General features: G+C 72.1%; 24 protein-coding genes. 11 read left to right on the top strand and 13 right to left on the bottom strand.

The features are described 5' to 3' along the window. Positions 1 to 72: 72 nt before the first annotated feature. Together panC and ACXR2U_RS01300 are read left to right on the top strand one after the other, a co-directional pair. A complete protein-coding gene (gene panC, locus ACXR2U_RS01305; RefSeq protein ID WP_458823093.1) occupies positions 73 to 906 on the top strand; it encodes a pantoate--beta-alanine ligase in 834 nt (277 codons plus the stop codon). Positions 907 to 915: 9 nt separating this feature from the next. After that, positions 916 to 1,683, top strand: a complete 768-nt coding sequence (locus tag ACXR2U_RS01300) for a type III pantothenate kinase (protein WP_458823092.1) — start codon at positions 916 to 918, stop codon at positions 1,681 to 1,683. Positions 1,684 to 1,701: 18 nt separating this feature from the next. Here the strand turns inward: ACXR2U_RS01300 and ACXR2U_RS01295 are convergent, their stop codons facing one another. Genes ACXR2U_RS01295 through ACXR2U_RS01280 form a run of 4 tightly spaced genes read right to left on the bottom strand, consistent with a single transcriptional unit; the run spans position 1,702 to position 5,276 of the window. After that, positions 1,702 to 2,310, bottom strand: coding sequence for a response regulator (locus ACXR2U_RS01295; protein WP_458823091.1), 609 nt, complete (start codon positions 2,308 to 2,310; stop codon positions 1,702 to 1,704). After that, entirely contained in the window at positions 2,307 to 3,518 is a 1,212-nt protein-coding gene (locus tag ACXR2U_RS01290) for a sensor histidine kinase (RefSeq protein ID WP_458823090.1), read from the bottom strand. The genes ACXR2U_RS01295 and ACXR2U_RS01290 overlap by 4 nt, the downstream gene beginning before the upstream one ends. Positions 3,519 to 3,537: 19 nt before the next feature. Then, the gene (locus tag ACXR2U_RS01285) at positions 3,538 to 4,272 is read right to left on the bottom strand and encodes an ABC transporter permease (RefSeq protein WP_458823089.1); all 735 of its coding nucleotides are present in this window, start codon (positions 4,270 to 4,272) and stop codon (positions 3,538 to 3,540) included. After that, on the bottom strand, positions 4,269 to 5,276 hold the full coding sequence (locus tag ACXR2U_RS01280) for an ABC transporter ATP-binding protein (RefSeq protein WP_458823088.1): 1,008 nt from the start codon (positions 5,274 to 5,276) through the stop codon (positions 4,269 to 4,271). The genes ACXR2U_RS01285 and ACXR2U_RS01280 overlap by 4 nt, the downstream gene beginning before the upstream one ends. A 99-nt stretch (positions 5,277 to 5,375) precedes the next feature. Between ACXR2U_RS01280 and lysS the strand changes: the two genes are divergently transcribed. The 4 genes from lysS to ACXR2U_RS01260 all read left to right on the top strand — a co-directional run bounded on the left by lysS (position 5,376) and on the right by ACXR2U_RS01260 (position 10,895). Next, complete coding sequence (gene lysS / locus ACXR2U_RS01275) at positions 5,376 to 6,887, top strand: lysine--tRNA ligase (protein ID WP_458823087.1); 1,512 nt, start codon at positions 5,376 to 5,378, stop codon at positions 6,885 to 6,887. A 106-nt stretch (positions 6,888 to 6,993) separates the two neighbouring features. Continuing rightward, positions 6,994 to 7,341, top strand: a complete 348-nt coding sequence (locus ACXR2U_RS01270; RefSeq protein WP_458823086.1) for a histone-like nucleoid-structuring protein Lsr2 — start codon at positions 6,994 to 6,996, stop codon at positions 7,339 to 7,341. Positions 7,342 to 7,361: 20 nt separating this feature from the next. Continuing rightward, on the top strand, positions 7,362 to 8,174 hold the full coding sequence (locus tag ACXR2U_RS01265; protein ID WP_458823085.1) for an Fpg/Nei family DNA glycosylase: 813 nt from the start codon (positions 7,362 to 7,364) through the stop codon (positions 8,172 to 8,174). Between the two features lie 36 nt (positions 8,175 to 8,210). Further along, positions 8,211 to 10,895, top strand: coding sequence for an ATP-binding protein (locus ACXR2U_RS01260; RefSeq protein WP_458823084.1), 2,685 nt, complete (start codon positions 8,211 to 8,213; stop codon positions 10,893 to 10,895). Here the strand turns inward: ACXR2U_RS01260 and ACXR2U_RS01255 are convergent. Continuing rightward, positions 10,826 to 11,473: a DUF429 domain-containing protein gene (locus ACXR2U_RS01255; RefSeq protein ID WP_458823083.1), complete on the bottom strand. Its 648-nt coding sequence runs from the start codon at positions 11,471 to 11,473 to the stop codon at positions 10,826 to 10,828. The genes ACXR2U_RS01260 and ACXR2U_RS01255 overlap by 70 nt on opposite strands. Before the next feature lie 6 nt (positions 11,474 to 11,479). Beyond that, positions 11,480 to 12,211 (bottom strand): dienelactone hydrolase family protein, encoded by a 732-nt coding sequence (locus ACXR2U_RS01250; RefSeq protein ID WP_458823082.1) that lies wholly within the window; start codon positions 12,209 to 12,211, stop codon positions 11,480 to 11,482. A gap of 190 nt (positions 12,212 to 12,401) precedes the next feature. Between ACXR2U_RS01250 and ACXR2U_RS01245 the strand changes: the two genes are divergently transcribed. Then, entirely contained in the window at positions 12,402 to 14,936 is a 2,535-nt protein-coding gene (locus tag ACXR2U_RS01245; RefSeq protein WP_458823081.1) for an ATP-dependent Clp protease ATP-binding subunit, read from the top strand. A 150-nt stretch (positions 14,937 to 15,086) separates the two neighbouring features. On the opposite strand, the gene ACXR2U_RS01240 is transcribed toward ACXR2U_RS01245, so the two are convergent. Continuing rightward, complete coding sequence (locus ACXR2U_RS01240; protein WP_458823080.1) at positions 15,087 to 15,986, bottom strand: HhH-GPD family protein; 900 nt, start codon at positions 15,984 to 15,986, stop codon at positions 15,087 to 15,089. Between the two features lie 75 nt (positions 15,987 to 16,061). Between ACXR2U_RS01240 and ACXR2U_RS01235 the strand changes: the two genes are divergently transcribed. Beyond that, a complete protein-coding gene (locus tag ACXR2U_RS01235) occupies positions 16,062 to 16,751 on the top strand; it encodes a hypothetical protein (protein ID WP_458823079.1) in 690 nt (229 codons plus the stop codon). Positions 16,752 to 16,793: 42 nt separating this feature from the next. Here the strand turns inward: ACXR2U_RS01235 and disA are convergent, their stop codons facing one another. The 3 genes from disA to ACXR2U_RS01220 form a co-directional block, all read right to left on the bottom strand. Further along, positions 16,794 to 17,864, bottom strand: a complete 1,071-nt coding sequence (disA, locus tag ACXR2U_RS01230) for a DNA integrity scanning diadenylate cyclase DisA (protein ID WP_458823078.1) — start codon at positions 17,862 to 17,864, stop codon at positions 16,794 to 16,796. Between the two features lie 146 nt (positions 17,865 to 18,010). Further along, complete coding sequence (radA, locus tag ACXR2U_RS01225) at positions 18,011 to 19,465, bottom strand: DNA repair protein RadA (RefSeq protein ID WP_458823077.1); 1,455 nt, start codon at positions 19,463 to 19,465, stop codon at positions 18,011 to 18,013. Between the two features lie 70 nt (positions 19,466 to 19,535). After that, positions 19,536 to 20,357 carry a hypothetical protein gene (locus ACXR2U_RS01220; protein WP_458823076.1) on the bottom strand — a complete coding sequence of 274 codons (822 nt, stop codon included), beginning with the start codon at positions 20,355 to 20,357 and terminating at the stop codon, positions 19,536 to 19,538. Between the two features lie 140 nt (positions 20,358 to 20,497). On the opposite strand from ACXR2U_RS01220, the gene ACXR2U_RS01215 reads away from it, so the two are divergent. The 3 genes from ACXR2U_RS01215 to ispF are packed head-to-tail and all read left to right on the top strand — an operon-like array spanning position 20,498 to position 22,145. Then, complete coding sequence (locus ACXR2U_RS01215) at positions 20,498 to 20,992, top strand: CarD family transcriptional regulator (protein WP_458823075.1); 495 nt, start codon at positions 20,498 to 20,500, stop codon at positions 20,990 to 20,992. 26 nt (positions 20,993 to 21,018) lie between these two features. Beyond that, on the top strand, positions 21,019 to 21,660 hold the full coding sequence (gene ispD / locus ACXR2U_RS01210; protein WP_458823074.1) for a 2-C-methyl-D-erythritol 4-phosphate cytidylyltransferase: 642 nt from the start codon (positions 21,019 to 21,021) through the stop codon (positions 21,658 to 21,660). Beyond that, positions 21,657 to 22,145 (top strand): 2-C-methyl-D-erythritol 2,4-cyclodiphosphate synthase, encoded by a 489-nt coding sequence (gene ispF, locus ACXR2U_RS01205; protein WP_458823073.1) that lies wholly within the window; start codon positions 21,657 to 21,659, stop codon positions 22,143 to 22,145. The genes ispD and ispF overlap by 4 nt, the downstream gene beginning before the upstream one ends. A 31-nt stretch (positions 22,146 to 22,176) precedes the next feature. Here ispF and ACXR2U_RS01200 read toward each other — a convergent pair whose 3' ends face one another. From ACXR2U_RS01200 to ACXR2U_RS01190, 3 genes are all read right to left on the bottom strand, one after another. Further along, complete coding sequence (locus ACXR2U_RS01200) at positions 22,177 to 22,803, bottom strand: hypothetical protein (RefSeq protein WP_458823072.1); 627 nt, start codon at positions 22,801 to 22,803, stop codon at positions 22,177 to 22,179. A 224-nt stretch (positions 22,804 to 23,027) separates the two neighbouring features. Beyond that, positions 23,028 to 23,651, bottom strand: a complete 624-nt coding sequence (locus ACXR2U_RS01195; RefSeq protein ID WP_458823071.1) for a DUF6318 family protein — start codon at positions 23,649 to 23,651, stop codon at positions 23,028 to 23,030. A 269-nt stretch (positions 23,652 to 23,920) separates the two neighbouring features. Further along, on the bottom strand, positions 23,921 to 25,009 hold the full coding sequence (locus tag ACXR2U_RS01190) for a trans-sulfuration enzyme family protein (protein ID WP_458823070.1): 1,089 nt from the start codon (positions 25,007 to 25,009) through the stop codon (positions 23,921 to 23,923). Positions 25,010 to 25,021: the final 12 nt, after the last annotated feature.

Below are 25,021 nucleotides of genomic sequence, written 5' to 3'. Positions count from 1 at the left end.
CGCCGCCGCCGACGCCGTCCGCGCCCGGCTCGACGCCGGAGCCACCCCCGGTCCGACGCGGGGCGGGCGGACGTGACCGACGTCGTCGTCACCCGGGCCGAGCTCGCCGCGCGCTTGGCGCGCGTGCCCCGCCCGGTCGGTCTGGTCCCGACCATGGGCGCCCTGCACGACGGCCACCTCGCCCTCGCCGAGCGGGCCCGCGCGGAGAACGCCACCGTCGTCGTCAGCGTGTTCGTCAACCCGTTGCAGTTCGGCGACGCCGCCGACCTCGACCGCTACCCGCGCACCCTCGACGCCGACCTCGCTGCTCTGGGAGCGCGGGCCGACGTCGTGTGGGCGCCCACCGTCCACGACGTCTACCCCGACGGCGACGTGCAGGTCCGCGTCGACCCCGGCCCGCTCGGCGACGACCTCGAGGGGGCGTCGCGTCCCGGGCACTTCGGCGGCGCGCTCACCGTCGTCGCCAAACTGTTCGGGACCGTCCGCCCCGACCGCGCCTACTTCGGTGAGAAGGACTACCAGCAACTCGTGCTGGTGCGCCGGATGACGGCTGATCTCGACCTCGGGGTCGACGTCGTGGGCGTCCCCACCGTGCGCGAGCCCGACGGCCTGGCCCGTAGCAGCCGCAACGTCTTCCTCGGCCCCGACGACCGCGCCGCCGCGACCGTGTTCGCCCACGCTCTGCAGGCGGGCGTCGACGCCGCCCGCGACGCCGCGACGTCCGCGGATGTCGTCGCCGCCGCGTCCCGCGCGCTCGCCGGGCACCCGGGGATCGACGTCGACTACGTCGCCGTGCGCTCGCCGGACCTGGGTCCGGCGCCGGCCCACGGCCCGGCGCGCTTGCTCGCCGCAGCGCGGATCGGCAGTGTGCGCCTGATCGACAACGTCCCGCTCGACCTGCCCTAGAGGGAACCCATGCTGCTCGCGATCGACATCGGCAACACGAACACCGTCCTCGGGCTGTACGAGGGCGAGACGCTGACCGCGAGCTGGCGCATCAAGACCGACGCCCGCACCACGGCCGACGAGATGATCCTGGTCTTCCGCGGACTGTTGCACGATCATCCGATCACCGGGATCGCTGCATGCAGCACCGTTCCGGCGGCGCTCCGCGAACTGCGCGCCATGCTCGAGAGGTACTACGCCGACGTCCCCACCGTCATCGTCGAACCCGGGGTGTCGACCGGCGTCGCGCTGCGTTACGACAACCCGAAGGAGGTCGGCCCCGACCGGGTGTGCAACACCGCGGCCGCCTTCCACCTGACCGGCGCCACGTGCATCGTCGTCGACTTCGGCACCTCCACGAACTTCGACGTCGTCGGCCCCAAGGGTGAGTTCCTCGGCGGGGCGCTCGCGACCGGCATCGAGATCTCGGTCGACGCCCTCGCGGCCCGCGCCGCCGCGCTGCGCAAGGTCGAACTCGTCGAGCCGCGCAGCCCGATCGGCAAGACCACGGTGGAGGCCCTGCAGTCGGGCATCCTCTACGGCTTCGCCGGGCAGATCGACGGTCTGGTGCGGCGGTTGGTCGAGGCGCTCGGTCCTGACGCCCCCGACGACATCGAGATCATCGCCACCGGCGGACTCGCCGTGCTCATGGTCGGTCTGTCCGAGGCCATCACCCGCCACGAACCCGACCTCACGCTGCTCGGCCTCCGCCTGATCTACGACCGCAATCTCCCCTGACGCCGGCCGTGCGGGCGGTCAGAGCCAGCCGCGCTCGTCGGCGAGGCGCACCGCCTCGACCCGGTTGCGCACCTGGCACTTCGCGATCGCGCCCGACAGGTAGTTGCGCACCGTCCCCTCGGAGAGGAACAGCCGGGACGCGATGTCGGCCACGGTGGCGCCGTCGCGTGCCGCGACCAGGACGTCCCGTTCGCGAGCCGTGAGCGGCGAGGTGCCGCCAGCGAGCGTCGCCGCGGCCAGGGCGGGGTCGACGACGTGCTCGCCGGCCGCGACCCGGCGGATGGCGTCGGCCAGCTGCTCGGCGGGGGAGTCCTTCACGACGAACCCCGCGGCGCCGGCCTCCATCGCCCGGCGCAGGTAGCCCGGACGTCCGAACGTCGTCACGATGAGCACCCGGCACGACGGCACCTCGGCCTGCAGCGTGGCCGCGGCGGCCAGGCCGTCGATGCCCGGCATCTCGATGTCGAGCAGCGCGACGTCAGGGGCCGAGGAGATCGCCGCCGCCATGACCTCGTCGCCGCGTCCGACCTGGGCGACGACCTCGAAGTCGTCCTCCAACTCCAGCAGCGCGGCGAGCGCGGTGCGGATGAGGGTCTGGTCGTCGGCGATCAGGATGCGGATCGTCACCGGACGGTGCGCTCCGGCGGCCTGAACAGGTCCCGGTCGGTCACGGTGGGCGCCGCGGCCGCCACGGGAGCGTCCGGTACCTCGGCCCGCACCCGCCACCCGCCGGCCACCCGGCCGACGTGGAGGGTGCCGCCGGCCGCCTCGATCCGGGCACAGAGACCGGACAGGCCGTGACCGTCGGACACCGCGCCATCCGCCGGCGGGCGGTCGGAGGCGCCGAAGCCGTCGTCGCGGACCTCGACCCACGTCGGCCCGGCGGTGATCACACAGCGCTGGGCCCGGGTGTGTCGGACGACGTTGGTGACGGCCTCGCGTACCACCCACCCGAACAGCTCGCTGCGGACGGGGTCGACGGTGTCCACGGCACGCGGCACGTCGGCGTCGATGGCGGCCGCCCGCAGCACCTCGCGGGCCGTCGCGATCTCGCCCGCCAGCGACACGTCGGCGAATCCCGCGACCGCCGCCCGGACCTCGGTCAGCGAACGCCGCGCCACCGCCTCGACCTCGGCGATCTCGCGCGCGGTGCGGCTCTGCGCGCCGTCGACCGTCTCGCGTTCGGCGAGCTTGCGGGCGAGGCCCGCCTTGACCGTGATGGTGGTGAGGGAGTGGCCGAGCAGGTCGTGCAGGTCGCGGGCGATGCGCGAGCGCTCGTTCTCGGCGGCCAAACGGACCACCTCGGTGCGGGCCTCGGCCAGGGCCTTGTTGGTCGCGATGATCGAGAAGAACCCGTACATCGCGAGGCCGACCAGCGGCAGCGTCAGCAGCATGTCCCAGTCGAAGTCGGCGTGCCACGAGGTGACGAGCTTCGGCAGCACCACCGCGACCGCGGTCATGACGGCGATGGCCGGCAGCGCGAACCGGCGGAACCCGGCGACCACCAGCACGCCGATGTAGACCCACATGACGAACGCGTCCTCGTGTGCCAGGGGGATCTCGGCGAGCGAGAGCAGCACCATGACCACGAAGACCTGGCGGAACCGGCGGGTGTCACCGGACCATCCGGCGGGCAGCGCGATCATGTAGCCGATCGCGTACACGCCGAGAATCACGTACCCGATCACCTCGGCGACACCGGAACTGTGCTCGCCGATGCCGCCGATCGTCTGGACCAGGTAGACCAGCCAGATGCCCGGGAACAGGTAGCGGCGCCACCCGCCCGACCACCGGCGGCGGTGGTCGGCGGAGGCGGACTGGTCGTCGGCGGACATCGTCACGAGCGTAGGACGATCAGACGCGCTTGGTGTCGCGACGCCAGGCCCACATCGCGAACGCGACGGCGGCGGTCCCCCAGGCCGCGACGACGATCCAGCCCTCGAGCGACCACGCCGGGCCGCCGGAGGCGACGTGCCCGCCCGCCGCGATCCACCACGACGGCAGCAGCTTGCCGATGGTCGCGAGCGTCCCGGTCGGCGGGTACCAGGTGCCGCCGAGGAAGGCGAGCAGACCGACCGAGGTGCCGAGCACCGGCCCGATCGAATCCGGCTTGAGCAGGTGCCCGATCCCGATCCCGAAGCCCGCGAACGGGATCGCCGCCAGCGCCACGAGCCCGAGCATCGCAAGCCAGTGCAACGGTTGCAGGTCGGCGCCGAACGCGAGGGCGACGGCGGACAGCAGGACGACCGACATGACCAGCACCGTGTAACTGACCAGCAGTTTCGAGGCGAAGTACGTCGACGGCTTGAGCGGGGTCAGGCGCAGCTGCCGGTTCCAGCCGGTGACCCGCTCGGCCGAGATCCGTGCGCCGCCGCCGATCATCGCCGACATCGCGCTGAAGCTCACCAGCCCGCCGAGGTAGAACGCCATCGCCGAGATGCCGGTGCCGCTGAAGTCGCCGTCGCTGCCGCCCGTCGACGTCCCGAAGATGATGAGGAAGACGACCGGGACGGCCAGGCTGAAGATGAAGAACCGGCGGTTGCGCAACGACCGTCGCAGTTCCAGACCGGTGTAGGTGGCGGCGCTCATCGGGTCACTCCCGTGTCGGTGGGGCTGGGGTTCGGGCTGGTCGGGACGGCGGACGCGGCCTCGTCGGACGGGTCGGCGGTGAGTTGCAGGAAGGCGTCCTCGAGGCCCGCACCCTGGATCTCCAGGTCGTGCGCCTCGGGGTAGCGGGCGAGCAGGGCACGGACCGTGGCGTCGGAGTCCGAGCAGCGCAGCACGACCTGGTCCCCGCGCCGGTCAGGCGTGGCCACCCCGGGCAGGGCGGCGAGCGCCGCGAGGTCGACACCCGGCAGCGTCGCGGTCAGGGTGCGCTGCCCGACCCGTGCCTTGATCTCGCTGGAGGCGCCGTCGGCGACGATCCGGCCGTTCGCCATGAGGACGATCCGGTCGGCGTAGAGGTCGGCCTCCTCCAGATAGTGGGTCGCGAAGACCACGGTGCGACCACCCGAGGCGAACGACCGCATGGTCGTCCAGAACTCGTGGCGGATCTTCACGTCCATCGCGACCGTCGGCTCGTCGAGCACCAGCAGTTCCGGGTCGGAGACCAGCGCGAGCGCGAAGCGCACCCGCTGGGTCTGGCCGCCCGAGAGCTTGTCGGTGCGGCGGCCGGCGATGTCGGTGAGGCCCGTGAGTCGCAGCACCTCGTCGACCGGCATCGGCTTCGGGAACACCGCGGCGAGCATCGCGATCATCTCGCGCACCGAGAGATCGGGCAGCAGGCCGCCGGTCTGCAGCATCGCCCCGATCGCCCCGTCCGCGATCGCCGCCTGCGGGGTGCGGCCGAAGACCCGCACCTCGCCCTCGTCGGGGTCCGAGAGGCCCAGGACCATGTCGATGGTCGTCGACTTCCCGGCGCCGTTGGGGCCGAGGAGCGCGACGGTCTCGCCGGGGGCGATGTCGAGGTCGAGCGACCGGACGGCGCGCACGACCGACCCGGCCGAACTGGTCTCGTTCGACCGCGGGGTGCGGAAGGACTTGGAGACGCCGCGCAGCGACAGTCCGCCGGCGGCTGCGGTGGGGTGGGTCATGCCGACAACCCTGGCCGGACGGGGGCAGGACCGGCAGCGTCGGCACGGGGGTTTGCGCCGTGACATTTGTCAGGGCGGACCTCGTTAGGCTCGGCGGTCGTGAGCGCCGAACCCACCGAAGCCCCGGACCTGCCCGAACAGCTGCGGGTCCGCCTGGACAAGTACGAGCGCCTCACCGCCGACGGCCGCTACCCCTTCCCGGTCCACGTCGACCGCACCGACGACGTCGCGGCCGTCCGGGCGGCCCACGAGGGCCTCGAGGCCGACGTCCACACCGGTGCCCAGGTGGGCGTGGCCGGCCGGGTGATGTTCGTGCGCAACACCGGCAAGCTCGCCTTCGCGGCCGTCCGTGACGGCGAGGCCGAGATCCAGCTGATGCTGTCTCTGGACGCCGTGGGTGCCGAGTCGCTGGCGGCGTGGAAGGCCGACGTCGACCTCGGTGACCTGGTCTGGGCGCACGGGGAGGTCATCACCTCCAAGCGGGGCGAGCTGTCGGTGCTGGTCGACCGGTGGGAGCTCGCCGCCAAGGCGTTGCGCCCCCTGCCGGTGGCCCACAAGGAGCTGTCCGAGGACACCCGCATGCGGCAGCGGTACGTCGACCTCATCATGTCGCCGGAGGCCCGGTCGATGGTCCGCACCCGCGCCACCGTCCTGCACTCGCTGCGTGACACCCTCGACCGCCGCGACTACGTCGAACTCGAGACCCCGATCCTGCAGACCGTGCACGGTGGAGCGGCCGCGCGGCCCTTCCGCACCCACGTCAACGCGTTCGACTCAGAGGTGACTCTGAGAATCGCCACGGAACTGTTCCTGAAGCGGGCGATCGTGGGTGGAATTCCGCGGGTGTACGAGATCGGCAAGACCTTCCGCAACGAGGGCATCGATTCCACGCACTCCGCCGAGTTCACCATGCTCGAGGCGTACGAGTCCTACGGCGATTACGACACCATGGCCACGCTCACCCGTGCGCTGGTCGTCGACTCGGCCGCGGCCCTCGGCCTTTCCGAGGTGCTTGCCTACAGCGCCGGCGGCCCGGTGCCGATCGACATCGAGGGGCCGTGGCGACACGCCACCGTCTTCGAGTTGGTGTCCGAGGCGGTGGGGGAGCAGGTCGACATCGACACCGACGCCGAGGTGCTGCGCCGCCTCGCCGCGGACCGCGACGTCGAGCTGCAGCCGGCGTGGGACGCCGGCGAGATCACGCTGGAGCTCTACGAGAAGCTCGTGGAGCGAACGTTGCTGCAGCCGACGTTCGTCCGCGACTACCCCGTGTCGGTCAGACCTCTCGCGCGGCGGCACCGCGACGACCCGCGCCTGGCCGAGGCCTGGGACCTGGTCATCGGTGGCGTGGAGCTCGCGCCCGCCTACTCCGAGCTCAACGACCCGGTCGACCAGCGTCGCCGCCTGGTGCAACAGTCGCTGGCCGCGGCCGCGGGCGACCACGAAGCCATGGAGCTCGACGAGGACTTCCTGCGCGCCCTCGAGTACGGCATGCCGCCGACCGGGGGCATGGGAATGGGCGTCGACCGGTTGATCATGGTGCTCACCGGGAAGGGCATCCGCGAGACGATCCTTTTCCCGATGGTGCGCCCGGAGCACTCGCGCCATTGATGGTCGACCGGTTCACCATTCGCATTCGATGGCGCCGGCTCTCGAGCCCTGCGCTATGGTGAAGCGGTCAGGCAACCATTTGTGCAATTCCCGGGGGGAAATCACTGTGTCGAAGCAGACCATCACACAACTCATCGACGACATCGACGGCAGCGAAGCCGAGGAAACGATCCAGTTCGGCATCGACGGTGCCAATTACGAGATCGACCTGAACGCCAAGAACGCCGGCAAGCTCCGCGACGCCCTCGCCACCTACATCGGGCACGCCACCCCGCTGCGCCGCACCCGGCCCACCGCGTCGAGCAGCAGCCGCGCGGCCAGCACGTCGTCGCCCCGCGCCGACCGCGAGCAGACCCAGGCGATCCGCGAGTGGGCCCGGGCCAGCGGCTACGACGTCAAGGACCGCGGCCGCATCCCGGCCGAGATCATCGACGCCTACCACGCGGCGAAGTAGGGCCCGGCTAACGTCGCGGGGTGCCTGAAGGTCACACCCTCCACCGGCTGGCGAAGCAGCAGGACGCCGTCTTCCGCGACCGCGTCGTCGCCGTCTCCAGCCCCCAGGGGCGGTTCGCCGACGGCGCGGCGCAGGTCGACGGCCGGCGTCTGGAGCGGGTGACCGCGTACGGCAAGCACCTGTTCCAGCACTACGAGGGGCGCCTGGTCACCCACGTCCACCTCGGCCTCTACGGCAAGTTCGTCGCCGGCACCGGGGAGCCGCCGCCCCCGCGCGGCGCCCTGCGGATGCGGATCGAGACCGCCGAGCCCGACGAGCCCGTCTTCTGGACCGACCTGCGCGGCGCCATCACCTGCGAGGTCCTCGACGACCCCTCCGGGGTGAGGGAGGTCGTCGGGCGCCTCGGCCCGGACCCGCTGCGCCGCAACCCGGACGGCGGCGCCCGCGCCTTCGACCGCATCCACCGCTCGACCGTCGCCGTCGGTGCCCAGCTCATGGACCAGACCCGGCTCGCCGGTGTCGGCAACGTCTACCGCGCCGAGATCCTGTTCCGGCACCGGATCAGCCCGTTCCGACCCGGCACCGGGCTGAGCGCCGACGACTGGTCCGCCCTCTGGCCCGACCTCGTCACCCTCATGCGGGCGGGCGTCAAGAGCGGGCGGATCGTCACCACCGACCCGGCCGACCGCCCGGGCGGACGGGTGACGCGCGACAAGGCGCACTACGTGTACCGGCGCGAGGGGCTGCCGTGCCGCGTGTGCGGGAACCCCGTTCGACGCACGGAGATGGTCGCCCGCAACCTGTTCTGGTGCGAGGTCTGTCAGGCTGAGTGACGTTCCCGCACGGGTCGGGATCGTTACGCTCCCCGCGTGACCGGGGTCCGCGAGCTGCCCACCGGCACCGTCACGCTGGTGTTCACCGACATCCAGGGATCCACCGACCTGCTGCACGCCCACCCCGCGACGTACGGCGACATCCTGGCCGAGCACCACCGGCTGCTGCGGTCGGTCTGGGCCGACCACGACGGTGTGGTCGTCGACATCGAGGGCGATGCGTTCTTCGTGGCGTTCGCCCGGGTCACGGACGCGGTCGCCGCGGTGACCGAGGCGCAGCAGGCGCTCGGCGTGCACGTGTTCCCCGGCGGAGTGGGGGTCCGGGTGCGGATGGCCGTCCACACCGGCGAACCGCACGTCCGCGACGGCGCGTACTGGGGCGTCGACGTCCACTACGCGGCACGGCTCGGAGCGGCCGCCCACGGCGGCCAGGTCCTGCTGTCGGCGGCGACCCGCGCGCTGCTGCCGGACGTCGTCGTCGACGACCTGGGCGAGCACGCCGTGAAGGACTTCCCCGTCGCCCGCCCCTTGTTCCACCTGGTGGTGGGCGGGGTACGAGCCGCGGCGTTCCCGGCACCGCGGACGTTGCGGGTGTCCCGGAACAACCTGCCGTCCGCCACGGCTCCCCTGATCGGTCGCGCCGCCGACCGCGCCGACGTGGTCCTTCGGCTGCGCGCCGGCGAACGCCTGGTGACGCTGACCGGCCTCGGCGGAACCGGGAAGACCCGCCTGGCCCTCGCCGCCGCGGGGGACCTGGTCGACGACGTACCGGGCGGGGTGTGGGTCGTGCCGGCCGCGGCGCTCCCGGACGGCGACGCGCTGCTGTACGCGATCGCGGACGCGGTGGGCGCGGCCGTCGGGCAAGGCGACGCCGTCGTCGACGCGGTCACCCGGAAGCTCGGGACCGACCCCGTGCTGCTCGTGCTGGACAACCTCGAACACTTGCTGGCCGACGTCACGGTGGTCGGTGTCCTGCTCGAGCGGTGTCCGGGTCTGCAGGTGCTCGCCACGAGCCAGGCGCCGCTGCGGGTGCAGGCCGAGCAGGTGGTCCCGCTCGACACCCTGACGCTGCCGGCCCTCGACGAGACCGACCCGGCTGAGGCACTGCGCTCCGGCGCGGTGGCCATGTTCGTCGACCGGGCTCGCGCCGCGGACCCGTCGTTCGCGGTCACGGCAGCGAACGTCGCCGACGTGGTCGCACTGTGTCGTCGTCTCGACGGCTTCCCGCTGGCGCTGGAACTCGCCGCGGCGAGAGTGCGGATGGGTGGCGCGCGGGGGTTGCTCGGCGCGGTCGAGCGTGGCATCGACGCCCTGGGCCGTGGGCGCCGCGACCTCCCCGAGCGGCAGCGCGGTCTGCGGGCGGCCCTCGACACCACCGTGGCACTGCTCGACGCCAACGCGCGCGCGGTGTTCGAGGCCGTTGCGGCGTTCGCCGACACCTGGTCGGTCGACGACCTCGACGACCTCGTCGCGCTCTGGGGCGGCGACCTCGACACGTGGGAGGGCAGTGCCGTGCTGCTCGACCTGTCGCTGGTCCGGGCCGGCGGCGACGGACGGTTCACCATGGCCGAGCGGGTCCGCACCCACGTGCGCGAGCTGGTCGACGCCGGCTCCGACCGTGACGTCCTGTACCGCGCCCACCTCGAGCTCATGGTCACCCGCGCCGCGCGGCTCTACCCGGTGCGGTGGACCGAGTACGTCGCCGTGCAGGTGGCCGCCCGCGAGGCGTGGCCGGACGTCGAGGTCGCGCTCGCCCGCTTCGGCGACGACCTCGAGCTGGCGGGGCGGCTCGCCGTGCGCTGGTTGCCGCTCTTCCCCGGCGGCCACGGCGCGGCGTTGGTCCCGGTCGTGGAGCGGTTCGACGCGGGATCGACCCCCGAGGACGACGGATGGGTCGGGTACCTCGAGTGCGCGCTGGAGATGGTGGCGATCCTGCGCAACGACATGGCCGGGGCCGGGCAGCGGGCGCTCGCCGTGGTCGAGGCCCACCGCCGGGCGGGCGACGCGCGCGACCTCGCCTCCGACCTGGTCAGCGCGGCGCACCACCAGACCTATCTCGGCGATGCGAGCCTCAGCCGCGAGCTCGTCCGCGAGGGGCTGGCCCTGCGGCCCGATCCGCTCACCCGCGAGACGCTCGAGGGGGTGTTGGCCTTCGCCGCCGTGGCGGACGAGGACTGGGACGACGCGGAGCAGCGCCTCACCGAGATCGTTGCCCAGTCCCACCGCACGGACTGGATCGCGGTGACCGCGCCGTCCTGGCTCGGTGACGTCCACCTGGTCCGGGGTGGCCACGCCGAGGCCTACCGCTGTGCGATGGCCATGGTCCTGGGCTTCGTGGACCCCGACGCCGGCTCGTCGCACGACGGCGACCACTTCCTGCTCGGCGCCGCCGCGTTGGCCGAGGCCGGCCGCCCCGGCGACGCCGCCCGGCTCGTCGGCGTGGTCGAGGAGCTCTGGCGGACGACGGCGGCTCCGGTGGAGGACGGTTGGTGGGTGGGTCGGGTGCCGTACGGCGCCGAGATCGACGCCGCCCACGCCGCCTCCGACCCCGCGTCGTGGCGGGCGGCCGTCGCCGCGGGCGCCGCCATGACGCTGCGCCAGGCGATCGCGTGGATGACGGCCCTGGCCGACACCTTCGGCGACGAGCCGGGTCAGACGACGATGACCGGCTCGCCCGGCGCCGGGTCCGGCGGGAGCGTGAACGAGGTGCCGCGGCGGTAGCGGAGCGCGCTCCAGGCAGCCGCGGTGGCGTCGAGGGCGTCCTCCAGCAACCCGCGACGAGGTAGGCCGGCTGCATCGGGAAGGTCGAAGAACTCGGTCAAGGCCTCGATGCGTTCACGGCGTCCGGCCGCCCGCTTCTTCGTGGAGAAGGCCACACCGGGAGCGAGGGCCCGGAACGAGCACTCGGGGTGCACCTCGAGCACCGCACGCGGCCGCGCGCTCAGGGCGTCCTGCACCTCGGCGATCTTCGGCAGCAGGTTCCACGTCTGGATCGACACCCCGATGCCGACCGGGTGGACGGGGTCGCGGCGCCACCGCTCCAGCACGTCCGCCGGCGGCGTCCAGAAGATCGAGGAGCGGGCCGGGCCGAGGAACCCCCGGGCGGCGAGGTCGGACCGCCGCCGGGCCCCCGCCGCCGGGAACGGCGGCAGCGGCATGTCGACACCGAGCGGGTCACCGGCCGCGAGGTCCAGGACGTCGTCGAACGTCGTGAGCACGTGCCACTCTACCGTCCGGCCGGAGGCGACCGCCGCGAGCCAGCCACCCCGGCAGCCGTCGACGCCGACGACCCGGGTCACCCGCGCTCAGTCCAGGTGGGCGTGCAGGAACGTGTCGATCTGCTCCCAGGCGACGGTCGCGGCCTCGGGGACGGGACCGACGTTCATCACCCGCTCGAACGACTGCATCCAGGCCGGACCGACCGGGGCGTCGTTGAGGAAGCTGTGACCGGCACCGGGGTAGACGTCGACCCGGTGCTCGACGTGGGCCTCGGTGAGCGCCTGCTCGAGCTGCCGCGGCGGCTTCTCCTTGCCGAGGAACCGGTCGGCGCCGCCGTAGGAGCCGATGACCGGGCAGGCGCCGGCGAGGGCGTGCACCGGGTCCTTCGGCACGACCCCGTAGTTGGCGGCGGCGACGTCGAACCCGCGGGTCGCCGTCATCAGGGCGAACCCCCCACCCATGCAGAACCCGACCACCCCGACCTTGCCGGTCGACTCGGGCAGGTCGACCGCCAGCCCACGGGCGGCCTCGATGTCGGCGTACACCCGCCCGTGGCCCGAACGCAGCGCCCGCATGGTCGAGACCAGGCAACGACGCGGCCCGCCGGCGGTGAACAGGTCCGGCAGCAGGGCCACGAACCCCGCCCGGGCGAGCCGGACAGCCTGACGCTTCATGACCTCGTCGACCCCGAACGCCTCGTGGACCACCACGACGGCGGGGAACGGGCTTTCGCCCTCCGGCAGCACCAGCCAGCCCCGCAGGCCGGGCGTCCCGAAGGAGGGGATCTCGACCTCGGTGGGTGTCAGCGGCGTCGTCATGACGTGATCCTGCCCCGCCGGACCGCGTCCGGCCCCCGCCCGTGGCGGTCGTGACACCGGGGCGGGCCCCGGGTTCCCGCGTTCGCCGGTAGCGGAGGTCCCGCCCCGACGGGCATCGAAGGCGCCCGGTGGCCGTTGGACTGACTACAGTCGGATCACCAGCCTCCCGACTGGGGAAGAGGAGTGTTCCATGTTCGAACGGTTCACCGACCGGGCTCGCCGGGTCGTCGTCCTGGCCCAAGAAGAGGCCCGGATGCTCAACCACAACTACATCGGCACCGAGCACATCCTCCTGGGCTTGATCCACGAAGGAGAGGGCGTCGCCGCCAAGGCTCTCGAGAGCCTGGGCATCTCGCTGGACGCCGTGCGCCAGCAGGTCGAGGAGATCATCGGTCAGGGCCAGCAGGCTCCGTCCGGTCACATCCCCTTCACCCCGCGCGCCAAGAAGGTCCTGGAGCTGTCGCTGCGCGAGGCGCTGCAGCTCGGCCACAACTACATCGGGACCGAGCACATCCTGCTCGGCCTCATCCGCGAGGGCGAGGGCGTCGCCGCCCAGGTCCTCGTCAAGCTCGGCGCCGACCTCAACAAGGTGCGCCAGCAGGTCATCCAGCTGCTCAACGGCTACCAGTCCAAGGAGCCCGCCGGCACCGCCACGGAGGCCACCCCGTCGACCTCACTGGTCCTCGACCAGTTCGGCCGCAACCTCACCCAGGCGGCGCGCGAGTCCAAGCTCGACCCGGTCATCGGGCGCGAGAAGGAGATCGAGCGCCTCATGCAGGTGCTGTCGCGTCGCACCAAGAACAACCCGGTGCTGATCGGCGAGCCGGGCGTCGGCAAGACGGCCGTCGTCGAGGGTCTCGCCCAGGCGATCGTCAAGGGCGAGGTGCCCGAGACGCTCAAGGACAAGCACCTCTACACGCTCGACCTCGGGTCGCTCGTGGCCGGTTCGCGGTACCGCGGTGACTTCGAGGAGCGCCTGAAGAAGGTGCTCAAGGAGATCCGCACCCGCGGCGACATCATCATGTTCATCGACGAGATCCACACCCTCGTCGGTGCCGGTGCGGCCGAGGGCGCGATCGACGCCGCGTCGATCCTCAAGCCGATGCTCGCCCGCGGGGAGCTGCAGACCATCGGTGCCACCACGCTCGACGAGTACCGCAAGCACCTGGAGAAGGACGCCGCGCTCGAGCGTCGTTTCCAGCCGGTGCAGGTGGGCGAGCCGACCGTGGCGCACACCATCGAGATCCTCAAGGGCCTGCGCGACCGGTACGAGGCGCACCACCGCGTCTCGATCACCGACAGCGCGCTGGTCGCCGCGGCCGGCCTCGCCGACCGTTACATCAGCGACCGGTTCCTGCCCGACAAGGCGATCGACCTCATCGACGAGGCCGGCTCGCGCATGCGCATCAAGCGCATGACCGCGCCGCCGGACCTGCGCGACTTCGACGAGCGCATCGCGGCCGTCCGCAAGGACAAGGAGTCCGCGATCGACGCGCAGGACTTCGAGAAGGCCGCGTCGCTGCGCGACAAGGAGAAGACGCTGCTGGGCGAGAAGGCCCAGCGGGAGCAGGAGTGGAAGGCGGGCGACCTCGACGTCGTCGCCGAGGTCGGCGACGAGGAGATCGCAGAGGTCCTCGCGACCTGGACCGGCATCCCCGTGTTCAAGCTGACCGAGCAGGAGACCTCGCGTCTGCTGCGCATGGAGGACGAGCTGCACAAGCGCGTCATCGGTCAGGAGCAGGCCATCAAGGCGGTCTCGCAGGCGATCCGTCGCACGCGCGCCGGCCTGAAGGACCCGAAGCGTCCCGGTGGCTCGTTCATCTTCGCGGGGCCCTCGGGCGTCGGGAAGACCGAGCTGTCCAAGGCGCTCGCCGAATTCCTCTTCGGCGACGACGACGCCTTGATCCAGCTGGACATGTCGGAGTTCCACGACCGCTACACCGTGTCGCGGCTCGTCGGTGCCCCTCCCGGCTACGTCGGCTACGACGAGGGCGGCCAGCTGACCGAGAAGGTCCGCCGCAAGCCGTTCTCCGTGGTGCTGTTCGACGAGGTCGAGAAGGCCCACCCGGACGTCTTCAACACGCTGCTGCAGGTGCTCGAGGACGGTCGCCTGACCGACGGCCAGGGCCGGATCGTGGACTTCAAGAACACGGTCCTGATCCTGACCAGCAACCTCGGCACGCGTGACGTGTCCAAGGCGGTCGGCCTGGGCTTCGCGGCGTCGAACGACACCGCGTCGTCCTACGAGCGGATGAAGCTCAAGGTCAACGACGAGCTCAAGCAGCACTTCAAGCCTGAGTTCCTCAACCGCATCGACGACATCATCGTGTTCCACCAGCTGACGCCGGAGGAGATCACCTCCATCGTCGACCTGATGATCGCGCGGCTCGACGAGCAGCTCCGCGCCAAGGACATGGGCATCGAGCTCACGACCGAGGCCAAGGCGTTGCTGAGCAAGAAGGGCTACGACCCCGTGCTCGGCGCCCGCCCGCTGCGTCGCACGATCCAGCGCGAGATCGAGGACAGCCTGTCGGAGAAGATCCTCTTCGGTGAGCTGACCGCGGGTCAGATCGTGCTGGTCGACACCGGTGTCGGTGAGGACGGCCAGGAGACCTTCACCTTCCGTGGCGAGGCCAAGCCGGGCGAGATCCCGGTCGCGGTCGAGGCCGGCGCGGCCGGTCAGGTCCCTGCCGCCGACGGCGGTCAGATCCCCGCCGCCGAGTAGGACCCCGTACGACGAAGAGGCCCGTCACCCCGTCAGGGGTGGCGGGCCTTCGTCGTGTCCGGCCCTGTCTGGTTTTGATCACGACGTTTCTGTCGTTGCAAGGGGCCGTTCCACGACACAAACGTCGTGATCAACTTGCCACGGGGTGCATCAGGGCAGCGTGAACGTCCCGCCCCCGTCGTGCGTCACGAGCAGACCGTCGGCCAGCAGGCCTGCGAGGCAGCGTTCGCGTTGGTCGTCGTCGTCGCCGACCGCGTTCAGCTGAACGCGGTCGACCGGCGTGTCGGCCTCGCGGACGACGGCCATGAGCCGTCCCCGGAGCTGGCGGTCGGTGCCGTGCCAGGCCTGGGTGCGGGGCTTGCGGTCGACGGCGGCGGGGCGGCCGGCCGCGAGCCAGCGGCAGTCGGCCGCGAGCGGACACACGTCGCAGGCGGGGGAGCGGGCGGTGCAGACCACTGCCCCGAGTTCCATCACCGCCACGGCGAACACCGCCGCGACGGCCGCCTCGTCGGGCACGACGGCCTCGGCCAGCGCCAGGTCGCGCGCCGGCGACTGGGGGCCCGGGTCGTCCTCACCCAACAGCACCCGGTGCAGCACCCGCCGCACGTTGGTGTCGACCACCGCGTGCCGCTGAGCGAACGCGAACGACGCCACGGCGCGGGCCGTGTAGCTGCCGACGCCGGGCAGGGCCAGCAGGTCGTCGAGGTCGGTGGGCACCTCGCCGCCGTGCCGCTCGGTCATCGCGACGGCCGCCGCGTGCAGGCGCAGGGCCCGGCGGGGGTAGCCGAGGCGCCCCCACATCCGCACGGCCTCCCCGGCCGGCTCGGCTGCGAGCGTCGCGGGGGTCGGCCACCGCGCCAGCCACGCGTGCCAGGCGGGCTCGACGCGGACCACCGGGGTCTGCTGCAGCATCACCTCGCTGACCAGCACGCCCCACGGCGTCCGGTCGGGCCGGCGCCACGGCAGGTCGCGGGCGGCGGCGGCGTACCAGTCGAGGACGGTCGTCACCGGGAAGGCCGTCGTCACAACGGGTTTCGCGGCGCGGGACATGACGTCTCATCGTGTCACGCCGCAGCCGTGTCACTTCGTCTCGCAGGCGCCCGGCCCGGTTACCGTGGGGCGGTCATGAGTCTGCGGCCCGTCGGGAACCTCCCTCCGTCCGTCTACTGGCGACGCCGGACGCTGGTGGTGCTGCCGCTGCTGTTCCTCGTGATCCTGACCTTCTACGTCGCCTGCTCGCCCGGCGGCAGCAAGGGCGACGTCGGGGCGTCGTCACCGGTCGCGTCGACCTCGTCGGTCGGGTCGTCGCCGTCGAACTCCGCGCCGACCTCGCCGTCCCCGACCACGGCGACCACCTCCGGCTCCGCCGGCGCCCCGACGACCACGCCCACGACCACCCCGCCGGCGAGTCCGTCGGCCGCGGCCGTCACCGCCTGCGTCGCGACCTCACTGCAGGTCGCCGCGGTGACCTCGGCCAAGAGCTACAAGGTGGGGTCGGAGCCGGTGGTCTCGCTGCAGGTCACCAACACCGGCATGAGGCCCTGCACGCAGGACCTCGCCGACCGACAGATCGTGCTGACCGTCTACAACGGTGACGCCCGGGTCTGGGGCAGCCACGACTGCAAGGTCGAGCCCGGCACGAACGTCGCGACCCTCTCGCCGAACCGGCCGGTCAAGCTCTCGATCACCTGGACCGGGCTGTCCTCGCAGCCGGGCTGCGCCGCCCAACGGGTGAGGGTCGCGGCCGGGACCTACACGCTCAAGGCGACGCTCGGGAAGATCACCGGCGTGCCCGCCACCTTCGCCCTGACCTGAGCCACGGCCGCGCAGTGTCGACGGCGCCCCGCAGGAGTCGGCTCAGGTGTAGCGGTCGAGGATCGAGACGTCGGCGAGGCGACCGAGCGCCTCCCGGATGGTCCGGGCCCGGTTCTCCCCGATGCCGTCGACGGCCTGCAGGTCCTCGACCGTCGCCCCGAGCAGCTTCTGCAGCGACCCGAGCTGCTCGACCAGCCGGTCGACCACGAGCGGAGGCAGCCGCGGGACCCGGGCCAGCAGGCGGAACCCGCGCGGCGAGATGGGCGCGTCGAGGTTCTCCGGCGCGGTCGACAGGCCCAACGTGCCGGCGAGCAGCGTGTGGTCGAGCAGGTCGACGGTGTCGAGTTCGGCCAGCACCTGCTCGACGGTGCGGGCGGCCAGACCGGCCGGGACGTAGTCGCGGACGATGGCGTAGCGGTCGACCATGACGCCCGCCATGAGCTCATCGAGCTGGAGCTGCAACAGCCGGCCGTCGGTGCCGAGCTCGACAACGTAGCCGACGATCTCCTGCTCGATCCGGCGCACCATCTCCAGGCGCTGGAGCACGACGGTGACGTCGCGGACGGTGACGAGATCCTCGATCTCCAGGGCGGACAGGGTGTTGCTGACCTCGTCGAGGCGGCTCTTGTACCGCTCGAGGGTGGCCATGGCCTGGTCGGCGCGGGGCAGCAGCTGGTTCGCGCTCTCGACGACGTACCGGCGCCCGCCGATGTAGACGCCGATGATGCGCATCGACTGCGACACCGAGATGACGGGGTAGCCGGTCTGGATGGCGACCCGCTGCGCCGTGCGGTGCCGGGTGCCCTGCTCCTCGGTGGGGACGTCGCTGCCCGGCATGAGGTGGGCCGCGGCCCGCAGGATCCGGGTGCCGTCGCTGGACATCACCACGGCGCCGTCCATCTTGCACAGCTCGCGCAGGCGGGTGGCGGAGAACGCGACGTCGAGCTGGAAGCCGCCGGTCGACAGTTCCTCGACCACGTCGTCGTAGCCGACGACGATGAGCGCCCCGGTGTTGCCGCGCAGGATCCGTTCCAGGCCGTCACGCAGTTCGGTGCCGGGCGCGATCATCCCGAGGACACCCAGCAGGGAGTCGTCGCGGTGCGGGCTGACCAACGCGGGGGCTCCGATCGGTGGCGGTGGGCGGGCTGGGAGGCGGCCGCGCGCGGCTCGCCCGGCGCCCGGATTCTAGGGCGTCACGATCAGCCGCCGCGCCGCGTTTGCGCCCTGGTGGCCCGATCGCGCCGAAAAGGTGATCTTCGTCAGCCCGATCGCGCCAGGTGGGGTGCGTGGGTCGGCCGCGAGCGCGGGTCGAGCCGCCGGACGTTCGAGGGCTGCAGGACGACGGCGGCCTCCCCGACGGTCGGCACGGCGAGCAGTTCGAGCCCGGGCGGGGCCGAGGACGGAGCCGCCCCGGCCGGGATGACCGCGGTGCGGAACCCCAGCCGGGCCGCCGCCGCGAGGCGGCGCTCCAGGCCGGTGACCCGCCGGACGTCGCCCGACAACGCGACCTCACCGATGGCGCACATCGTGGGCGGCAACGGGGTGCCGGCGTGGGCCGACGCGACGGCGAGAGCGACCGCGAGGTCGGCCGCGGGCTCGGTGATCCGCAGGCCGCCGACGCTCGCGACGAACACGTCGGCCTCGTGCAGCTTGGCGTTGGGCAGGGCGCGGCTGAGGACCGCGAGGGCCATGGTCACGCGGTTGTGGTCGAGGTCGGTGACGGCCCGGCGTGGGCTGCCGCCGTTCGTCGGCGAGGTGAGGGCCTGGACCTCGGTGACCAACGGCCGCCGGCCCTCGAGGGTCACGGTGGCGCAGGTGCCGGGCACCGCGACCGTGCGGTCGGCGAGGAACAGGCTGGACGGGTCGTCGAGGCTGACCAGCCCCGACTCGAGCATCTCGAAGCAGCCGATCTCGTCGGCCGGGCCGAACCGGTTCTTGGTGGCCCGGATCAGCCGCAGGGTCGAGTGCCGTTCGCCGTCGAAGTGCAGGACGACGTCGACCAGGTGCTCCAGCGTGCGGGGGCCGGCGACCGAGCCGTCCTTGGTGACGTGACCGACCACGACGGTCGCGATCCCACGTTCCTTGGCCACGGCGATGAGCGCGCCCGTGACGGCACGGATCTGCGGCACCCCGCCGGCGCTGCCCTCGACCGCGGACGTGGCGACGGTCTGCACGGAGTCCACGACCAGCAGCGAGGGCTTGACGGTGTCGACGTGGGCGAGCAGCGCCGCGAGGTCGTTCTCGGCGGCGAGGTAGAGGTCGCGGTGGGTGGCGCCGACGCGTTCGGCCCGCATCCGCACCTGGGCCGTCGACTCCTCGCCGGTGACGATGAGCGCCCGCCCGAGGCCCTGTCTCGCGAAGGACTCGCCGACCTCGAGCAGCAACGTGGACTTGCCGATACCGGGTTCGCCGGCCAGCAGGACCACGGCGCCGGGGACGAGCCCGCCGCCGAGGGCCCGGTCCAGTTCGCCGATGCCGGTGGGCCGGGCCGCGGCGACCGTGGCGTCGACCTGGGCGATCGGGAGAGCGGGTTCGCGGACGGCCGTCCGGGCCGCGGCCGCCGCGGCGACGACCGTCGCGCTGGTGGCGCCGACCTCGGTGATCGTGCCCCACGCCTGGCACTCGCCGCAGCGACCGACCCAGCGGGCGGAACTCGCTCCGCACTCGCTGCAGCGGTAGGCCGGGCCGGCCGATTTCGAACGTGTGGTCGCCATGCCCGAGACGTTAGACGGGGGCTACGACACTTTCGTGGCGACAGGCGGGAGGGACGTCAGGAGGACGTCGTCACTCCCCGCCGCCCTCCTGCTCCTCGGCGTTGATGGTCGGAGCCTCGAGCGTGGAGTCGACCGGCAGCTTGACCGTGACGAGCGCCGTGACGGTCGCGCCGCTCGCGAAGGTGAAGGTCAGTGCGAGCGGCTCGGACGGGAACAGCGCCTGCTTGAGCCCGACGAGCACGATCGCCGGCTGGTCGTTGGAGTAGCCGAACTGCACGGCCTGGTCGCTCGGCAGCGGGATGTCCGTGGCAGGGGTCGGGGCGGCGCCTGACGAGGAGCTGCTCCCGGTCGCGCTGGCGCCGGCGCTCGGGGTCACGCTGCTGCTCGAGCTCGCGCCGTCGCTCGGGGTCGAGCCCTCGGTGGCGGTGGTGCCGCCGGACGGGGTGATGCCCTCCGACGGGCTGGCGCCGTCGGTGGGCGCGCTCGTGTCCGACGACGTGTCCGAGGGCGACGAGGAGTCGCTCGGCGACGCGGAGCCGGTCGGTGCGGTGCCGAGCACGGCGCTCAGACCGTCGCTGTAGAACACCACGCTGTCGGCCGCGGGCGTGGTGATCGACACCAGCCGGTCCTCGTCGCGTGCGGTGTTGACCATCAGGCCCTGGAGGGCGGCGTTGGCGCCGGCGGCGTACGACGGGCCCACCGGGGCGCGGACGCCGACGTCGCGGAGGTTGACGGCGCCGGCCTCGAACGCGGTGCCGTCGACGACGGAGGTCTGCTCGACCGTCTGGGCGTCCTGACCCGCGGCACAACCGGACACGGTGAGCGCGGTCGCGGCGACGGCGGCGGCCAGGCCGAGGAGACGGCGACGCCGGACGTCAGCGGAGACGAGCATGCGTTGACGATAGCGACCAGCTGTGACCGTTCCGCTCTCCCCCCGCGCTCCCACGCGTGGCACAGGGGTGGTGCGAAACGGCTGAGGGACCGGTAAGTGTGCCGTGTTAGACTGGAGGGAGTCGAAAGGGGCTTTTCCTGATGACCTTCACCGTTGGCGAAACGGTCGTTTACCCGCACCACGGCGCCGCGAAGATCGAGGCGATCGAGCAGCGCACCATCAAGGGCGAGCAGAAGACGTACCTCGTACTGAAGGTCGCCCAAGGCGATCTGACCGTCCTGGTCCCGGCCGACAACGCCGAGATCGTGGGCGTGCGTGACGTCGTCGGCCAGGAGGGCCTGGACCGCGTCTTCGACGTGCTGCGGGCCCCGCACACCGAGGAGCCGACCAACTGGTCCCGTCGGTACAAGGCCAACGGCGAGAAGCTCGCGTCGGGCGACGTCAACAAGGTCGCCGAGGTCGTGCGTGACCTCTGGCGTCGCGACAAGGACCGTGGCCTGTCCGCAGGCGAGAAGCGCATGCTGGCCAAGGCCCGTCAGATCCTCGTGAGCGAGCTGGCGTTGGCCGAGGGCACCAACGAGGACAAGGCCGAGCTCGTGCTCGACGAGGTCCTCGGCGAAGCCGTCGCTTCCTGAGCCAGGCATCTGTCGCCGCCGTCCTCGTGGCGGCAGGCGACGGCATCCGGTTGGGCGCCGGCAAGCCGAAGGCGTTCTGCGAGATCGCGGGCTCGACGTTGCTCGAGCACGCGGTCTCGCGCCTGGCTTCAGTGGCCCGGGTGTCCGAGGTCGTCGTGGTCGCCCACCCCACCGGTGTCGACTTGGCCGTGTCGTTGCTTCCTGCAACGGTCGCGGTTGTCGCCGGGGGTGCCACACGGCAGCAGTCGGTCTCGGCCGGGCTGTTCGCCCTGGTCGACCCACCTGACTTCGTGTTGGTCCACGACGTCGCACGCGCGTTCACGCCGTCCGACGTCGTCGACCGCGTGATCGGTGCACTGGACAACGGTGCTGACGCCGTCATCCCGGTCCTGCCAGTCGTCGACACGTTGACGTCCGTCGACGACACCGGCGCGGTCCTCGGCACGGTCGACCGCTCCTCACTGCGCGCGGTGCAGACGCCTCAGGGTTTCCGCTACACCGCGCTGGTCGAGGCGCATGCCGCCGCCGAGGGCGTCGAGCACACCGATGACGCCTCCGTGGTCGAGCGCCACGGTGGCACGGTGGTCGCCGTGGACGGTTCGGAACTGGCCTTCAAGGTGACGCGCCCGCTCGATCTGGCTCTCGCCGAGGTGGTGGCGCGGTCGTGACCGTTCCGCTGCCGCGGGTGGGCGTCGGGGTCGACGTGCACCCGATCGAACCCGGCCGCCCCTGTTGGGTCGCTGGCCTGCGCTGGCCGGGCGACGACGGCTGTGAAGGTCACTCCGACGGCGACGTCGTGGCCCACGCCTGCTGCGACGCCCTGCTCGCGGCCGCCGGCATGGGCGATCTCGGCGCGGTCTTCGGCACCTCCGACGAGCGCTGGGCCGGAGCTTCCGGCGTCGACCTGCTGGGGGAGGTGCTGCGGCGTCTCACCGACGCCGGCTGGACCGTCGGCAACGTCTCGGTGCAGCTGGTCGCGCAGACCCCCCGCTTCGCAGCCCGCCGGGCCGACGCCGAACAGGTGCTGTCGGGCGTGGTCGGCGCCCCCGTCTCGGTCTCGGCCACCACCACGGACGGCCTCGGCCTCACCGGTCGCGGCGAGGGCCGCGCCGCGATCGCGACCGCCCTGGTGGTGCGGACCGCCGGCGACTGAACCTCCCGCCCTCGGCGCAGCCGCCGGGGCCTCAGCGGACGATGACCGACCGTCCCTGCAGCACCTGCAGGTCGTGGGTGGCCGTGGGGCCGTCGATGGCGCCGGGGATGGGTTGCTCGGGACCGTTGCCGACGGTGAAGGTCGCGGTCCACGTCACGGTGCTCCGGGCGGTGACGCGTTCGGCCGGCGCGACGTAGGTGTGGCCGTCGAGGGTCGGGCACTGCGTGGTGTCGCAAGCACCTTCGGTCCAGGGTGTGCCGGGGGAGTCGATGGTCGCGGTGGTCCCGTCGCCGTACTCGTAGGTCGCGTGGTCGAAGCGGATCGTGATGCCGACCCGCTGGCCGAGGATCGTCACCGGGCCGAGCGCGCGGGTCGCCGGGGTCGGCGACCAGAAGATGGTCTCGAGGTTGACCAGCGTCGGCCCGTTCGCCGGCGCCACCCCCACCGCCACCGGTGGGAGTAGACGCACGACGTGCTGGCGCACCATCGCCGCGGTCACCACGGCCAAGGCGTCCGGCGCCCCGTTCCCGTCGCAGTCCACCGACACCTGCTGCCAGGTGCCGTTCGGTTGCTGCTGCTGGACGACGATCGCGTTGGTGGGCGGCGGAAGCGGCGGCCGCACGCAGGCGTTGGCCGCCCCCCGGCAGGCCGCGCTCACCGCGCCGGTCAGGTTGCAGGTAACGGTCCGTGTCGTGGGGCCAGTAGAAACTCCGGTAGTACCGCCCCCGTTGCCGTCTCCAGGGGTCGATGACTGGCCGTCCACCTGGACATCGGACCCGCCGTAGCTCCCGCCGAAAGACGGGTCATCGCCGTCAGCCCAAGCGGGCGTTGAAGGGGCAAAGATCGCGAGGATCGCCAGAAGGATGGCCAGGCCCAATTTACTCACGAGCCACCGCCCAAGTTGGCGGTCGCTGTTACCTCAAAATGGTCAGTGGACCACGCGACAAAGGCGCGAACGGTATAGCTCGAAGCTGGGTACGAGGCGACCTTCGCACCTTGCGCGGTCAGTTCAGTCAGGGCCTCAACTGAGAGAACCGTGTCAACGGCGTAGTTTGCGGACGGGTCGGCCGAAGCCGAGCCCAGACGCTGAGACTTGATTGTCACGTGCCCGCCTCGGAAGGTGTTTCCTTTGGCCTGCACGGCCTTGATAGCCGCTTCGGAGGACGCGCACGACTTGCAGGTCGGGCGGTACAACCCACTCAACACGTTGCCATCAACAATTGAGTAGGCCCAGTCGACCTGCTTCCAGTAGAAGGACACGAACGCAAATGCGCCGTCTGTTGAGTTCCGAAGTGCTTCGTTCGGCTGTGTAGGTGAGCTGGCGCCGCTCGGAACATTGGGATTGGACGATGTTGCCGTCGAGGGCGTAGACGGCTCAATCGGGCTCGAAGGGGTGGTCGAGACCGAGGAGTAGTTCGGGCCGGGGTCGGAGCCGCTGCTGCAGGCGGCGCCGGTCAGGAGCAGGGCAGCGGCGAGGGCGGTGAGCGCGACTCCTGACCTCTGCACGCTGTGATTGTTTCAGAAGTCAGGGCCGTGTCACGGGGCAATTCGACCCCTGTGGACAACGCTCGAACACCCGTGCGGGCATCTCGGCCGGTCACCGACCGACCCTCTGGCGCTGCTCGCATGCGTGCGAGCAGTGCCAGAGCTCGTCGTGCACTGCTCCCAGCCCAGCAGTCAGAGCACGACGTCGCGTCGTGCACTGACCCCATCCGTGCACTCAGAGCACGAGAAACGCGAGCAGGGGCGGCGCGAGCGCCTCGCCAACCTCGAGCTCAGGTCGAGGGCTTGGCGTCGAGGGCTTGGGTGAGGTCGGACCAGATGTCCTCGACGTCCTCGATCCCGACCGAGAGGCGCAGCAGCGAGTCCGGCGTCCCGCGGCCCGCGTCGATCGCGTACCGCCCGCGCCGCTCGATGAGCGTCTCGACCCCACCCAGCGACGTGGCGGGCAGGCACAGGCGGACGGCGTCGCACACCGCCTGCGCGGCGTCGCCGCCACCGACGACCTCGAACGACAGCACGTACGACGCCGGGGCGAAGCGCACCCGGCTGACGGCGGGGTGTTCGGCCAGCCGCGCCGCGAGCGTCGCGGTCGACTCCCGCATCCGGTCCAGTCGCAACGGCAGCGTCCGCAGGCCGCGCAGGGCGAGGAAGGCCTCCAGCGTTCCCGGCTGCGAACCGACGAGGTGCCGTTGGTCGGCCAACCGCGCCGCGAGCTCGGGGGCGGCCGAGACCGCGCCCATCAGCGCGTCGGAGTGCCCCGCGATCACCTTGGTCACCGAGTGCATCGCGAAGTCGGCGCCGAGGGCCAGCGGCTGTACCCCCGCCGGCGACACGAACGTCGCGTCGACCGCGAGCAGCGCCTCGACGGATCGGCAGGCCGCGGCCACGGCTGGGATGTCGAGCGTCTCGATCATTGGGTTCGACACCGCCTCCGCCCACACCAGCGCCGGACGGACGGCTGTCACCGCGTCGGCGAGGGCATCAGGCCCGTCCACCGCCACCACCGACAGCCGCCCCGACTCCGACCACCGGTCGAACAGCAGCGCGTTGCCCGAGTAGAGCGACCGCGTCGCCACCACCACGGCACCGAGCGGCAGCAGCTCGAACACCGCCGTCGAGGCCGCCATCCCGGACGCGAACGCGACAGACACCCCACCCTCGAGCCCCCCGAGCGCCGCCTCGAAGGCCTCCAGGGTCGGCGTGCCGTCGCGGACGTAGCGGGCGTCGGTGGAGTCGGCGAAGAACGTCGTCGTCATCGAGATCGGTTCGTTGACCGGCGCGTGCAGCGTGCGCGCGGGCCGGCCGGCGTGGACGGCGACGGTCGAGGGCTGCCACGACGGGTCGGACGAGGCGAGGGACATGACCCGAGTCTC

The organism is Jatrophihabitans sp. YIM 134969, assembly GCF_054456675.1.
The sequence above is the reverse complement of the archived record's forward strand: the minus strand, read 5'-3'. Positions and strand labels throughout refer to the sequence as shown.

Excerpts from the sequence above, each read along its gene's own strand:
- ACXR2U_RS01300 (WP_458823092.1), top strand. The coding sequence starts at position 916 with ATGCTGCTCGCGATCGACATCGGCAACACGAACACCGTCCTCGGGCTG.
- ACXR2U_RS01290 (WP_458823090.1), bottom strand. The coding sequence starts at position 3,518 with ATGTCCGCCGACGACCAGTCCGCCTCCGCCGACCACCGCCGCCGGTGG.
- ACXR2U_RS01285 (WP_458823089.1), bottom strand. The coding sequence starts at position 4,272 with ATGAGCGCCGCCACCTACACCGGTCTGGAACTGCGACGGTCGTTGCGC.
- ACXR2U_RS01280 (WP_458823088.1), bottom strand. The coding sequence starts at position 5,276 with ATGACCCACCCCACCGCAGCCGCCGGCGGACTGTCGCTGCGCGGCGTC.
- ACXR2U_RS01250 (WP_458823082.1), bottom strand. The coding sequence starts at position 12,211 with ATGACGACGCCGCTGACACCCACCGAGGTCGAGATCCCCTCCTTCGGG.
- ACXR2U_RS01245 (WP_458823081.1), top strand. The coding sequence starts at position 12,402 with ATGTTCGAACGGTTCACCGACCGGGCTCGCCGGGTCGTCGTCCTGGCC.
- ACXR2U_RS01240 (WP_458823080.1), bottom strand. The coding sequence starts at position 15,986 with ATGTCCCGCGCCGCGAAACCCGTTGTGACGACGGCCTTCCCGGTGACG.
- ACXR2U_RS01235 (WP_458823079.1), top strand. The coding sequence starts at position 16,062 with ATGAGTCTGCGGCCCGTCGGGAACCTCCCTCCGTCCGTCTACTGGCGA.
- radA (WP_458823077.1), bottom strand. The coding sequence starts at position 19,465 with ATGGCGACCACACGTTCGAAATCGGCCGGCCCGGCCTACCGCTGCAGC.
- ACXR2U_RS01220 (WP_458823076.1), bottom strand. The coding sequence starts at position 20,357 with ATGCTCGTCTCCGCTGACGTCCGGCGTCGCCGTCTCCTCGGCCTGGCC.
- ACXR2U_RS01215 (WP_458823075.1), top strand. The coding sequence starts at position 20,498 with ATGACCTTCACCGTTGGCGAAACGGTCGTTTACCCGCACCACGGCGCC.
- ACXR2U_RS01190 (WP_458823070.1), bottom strand. The coding sequence starts at position 25,009 with ATGTCCCTCGCCTCGTCCGACCCGTCGTGGCAGCCCTCGACCGTCGCC.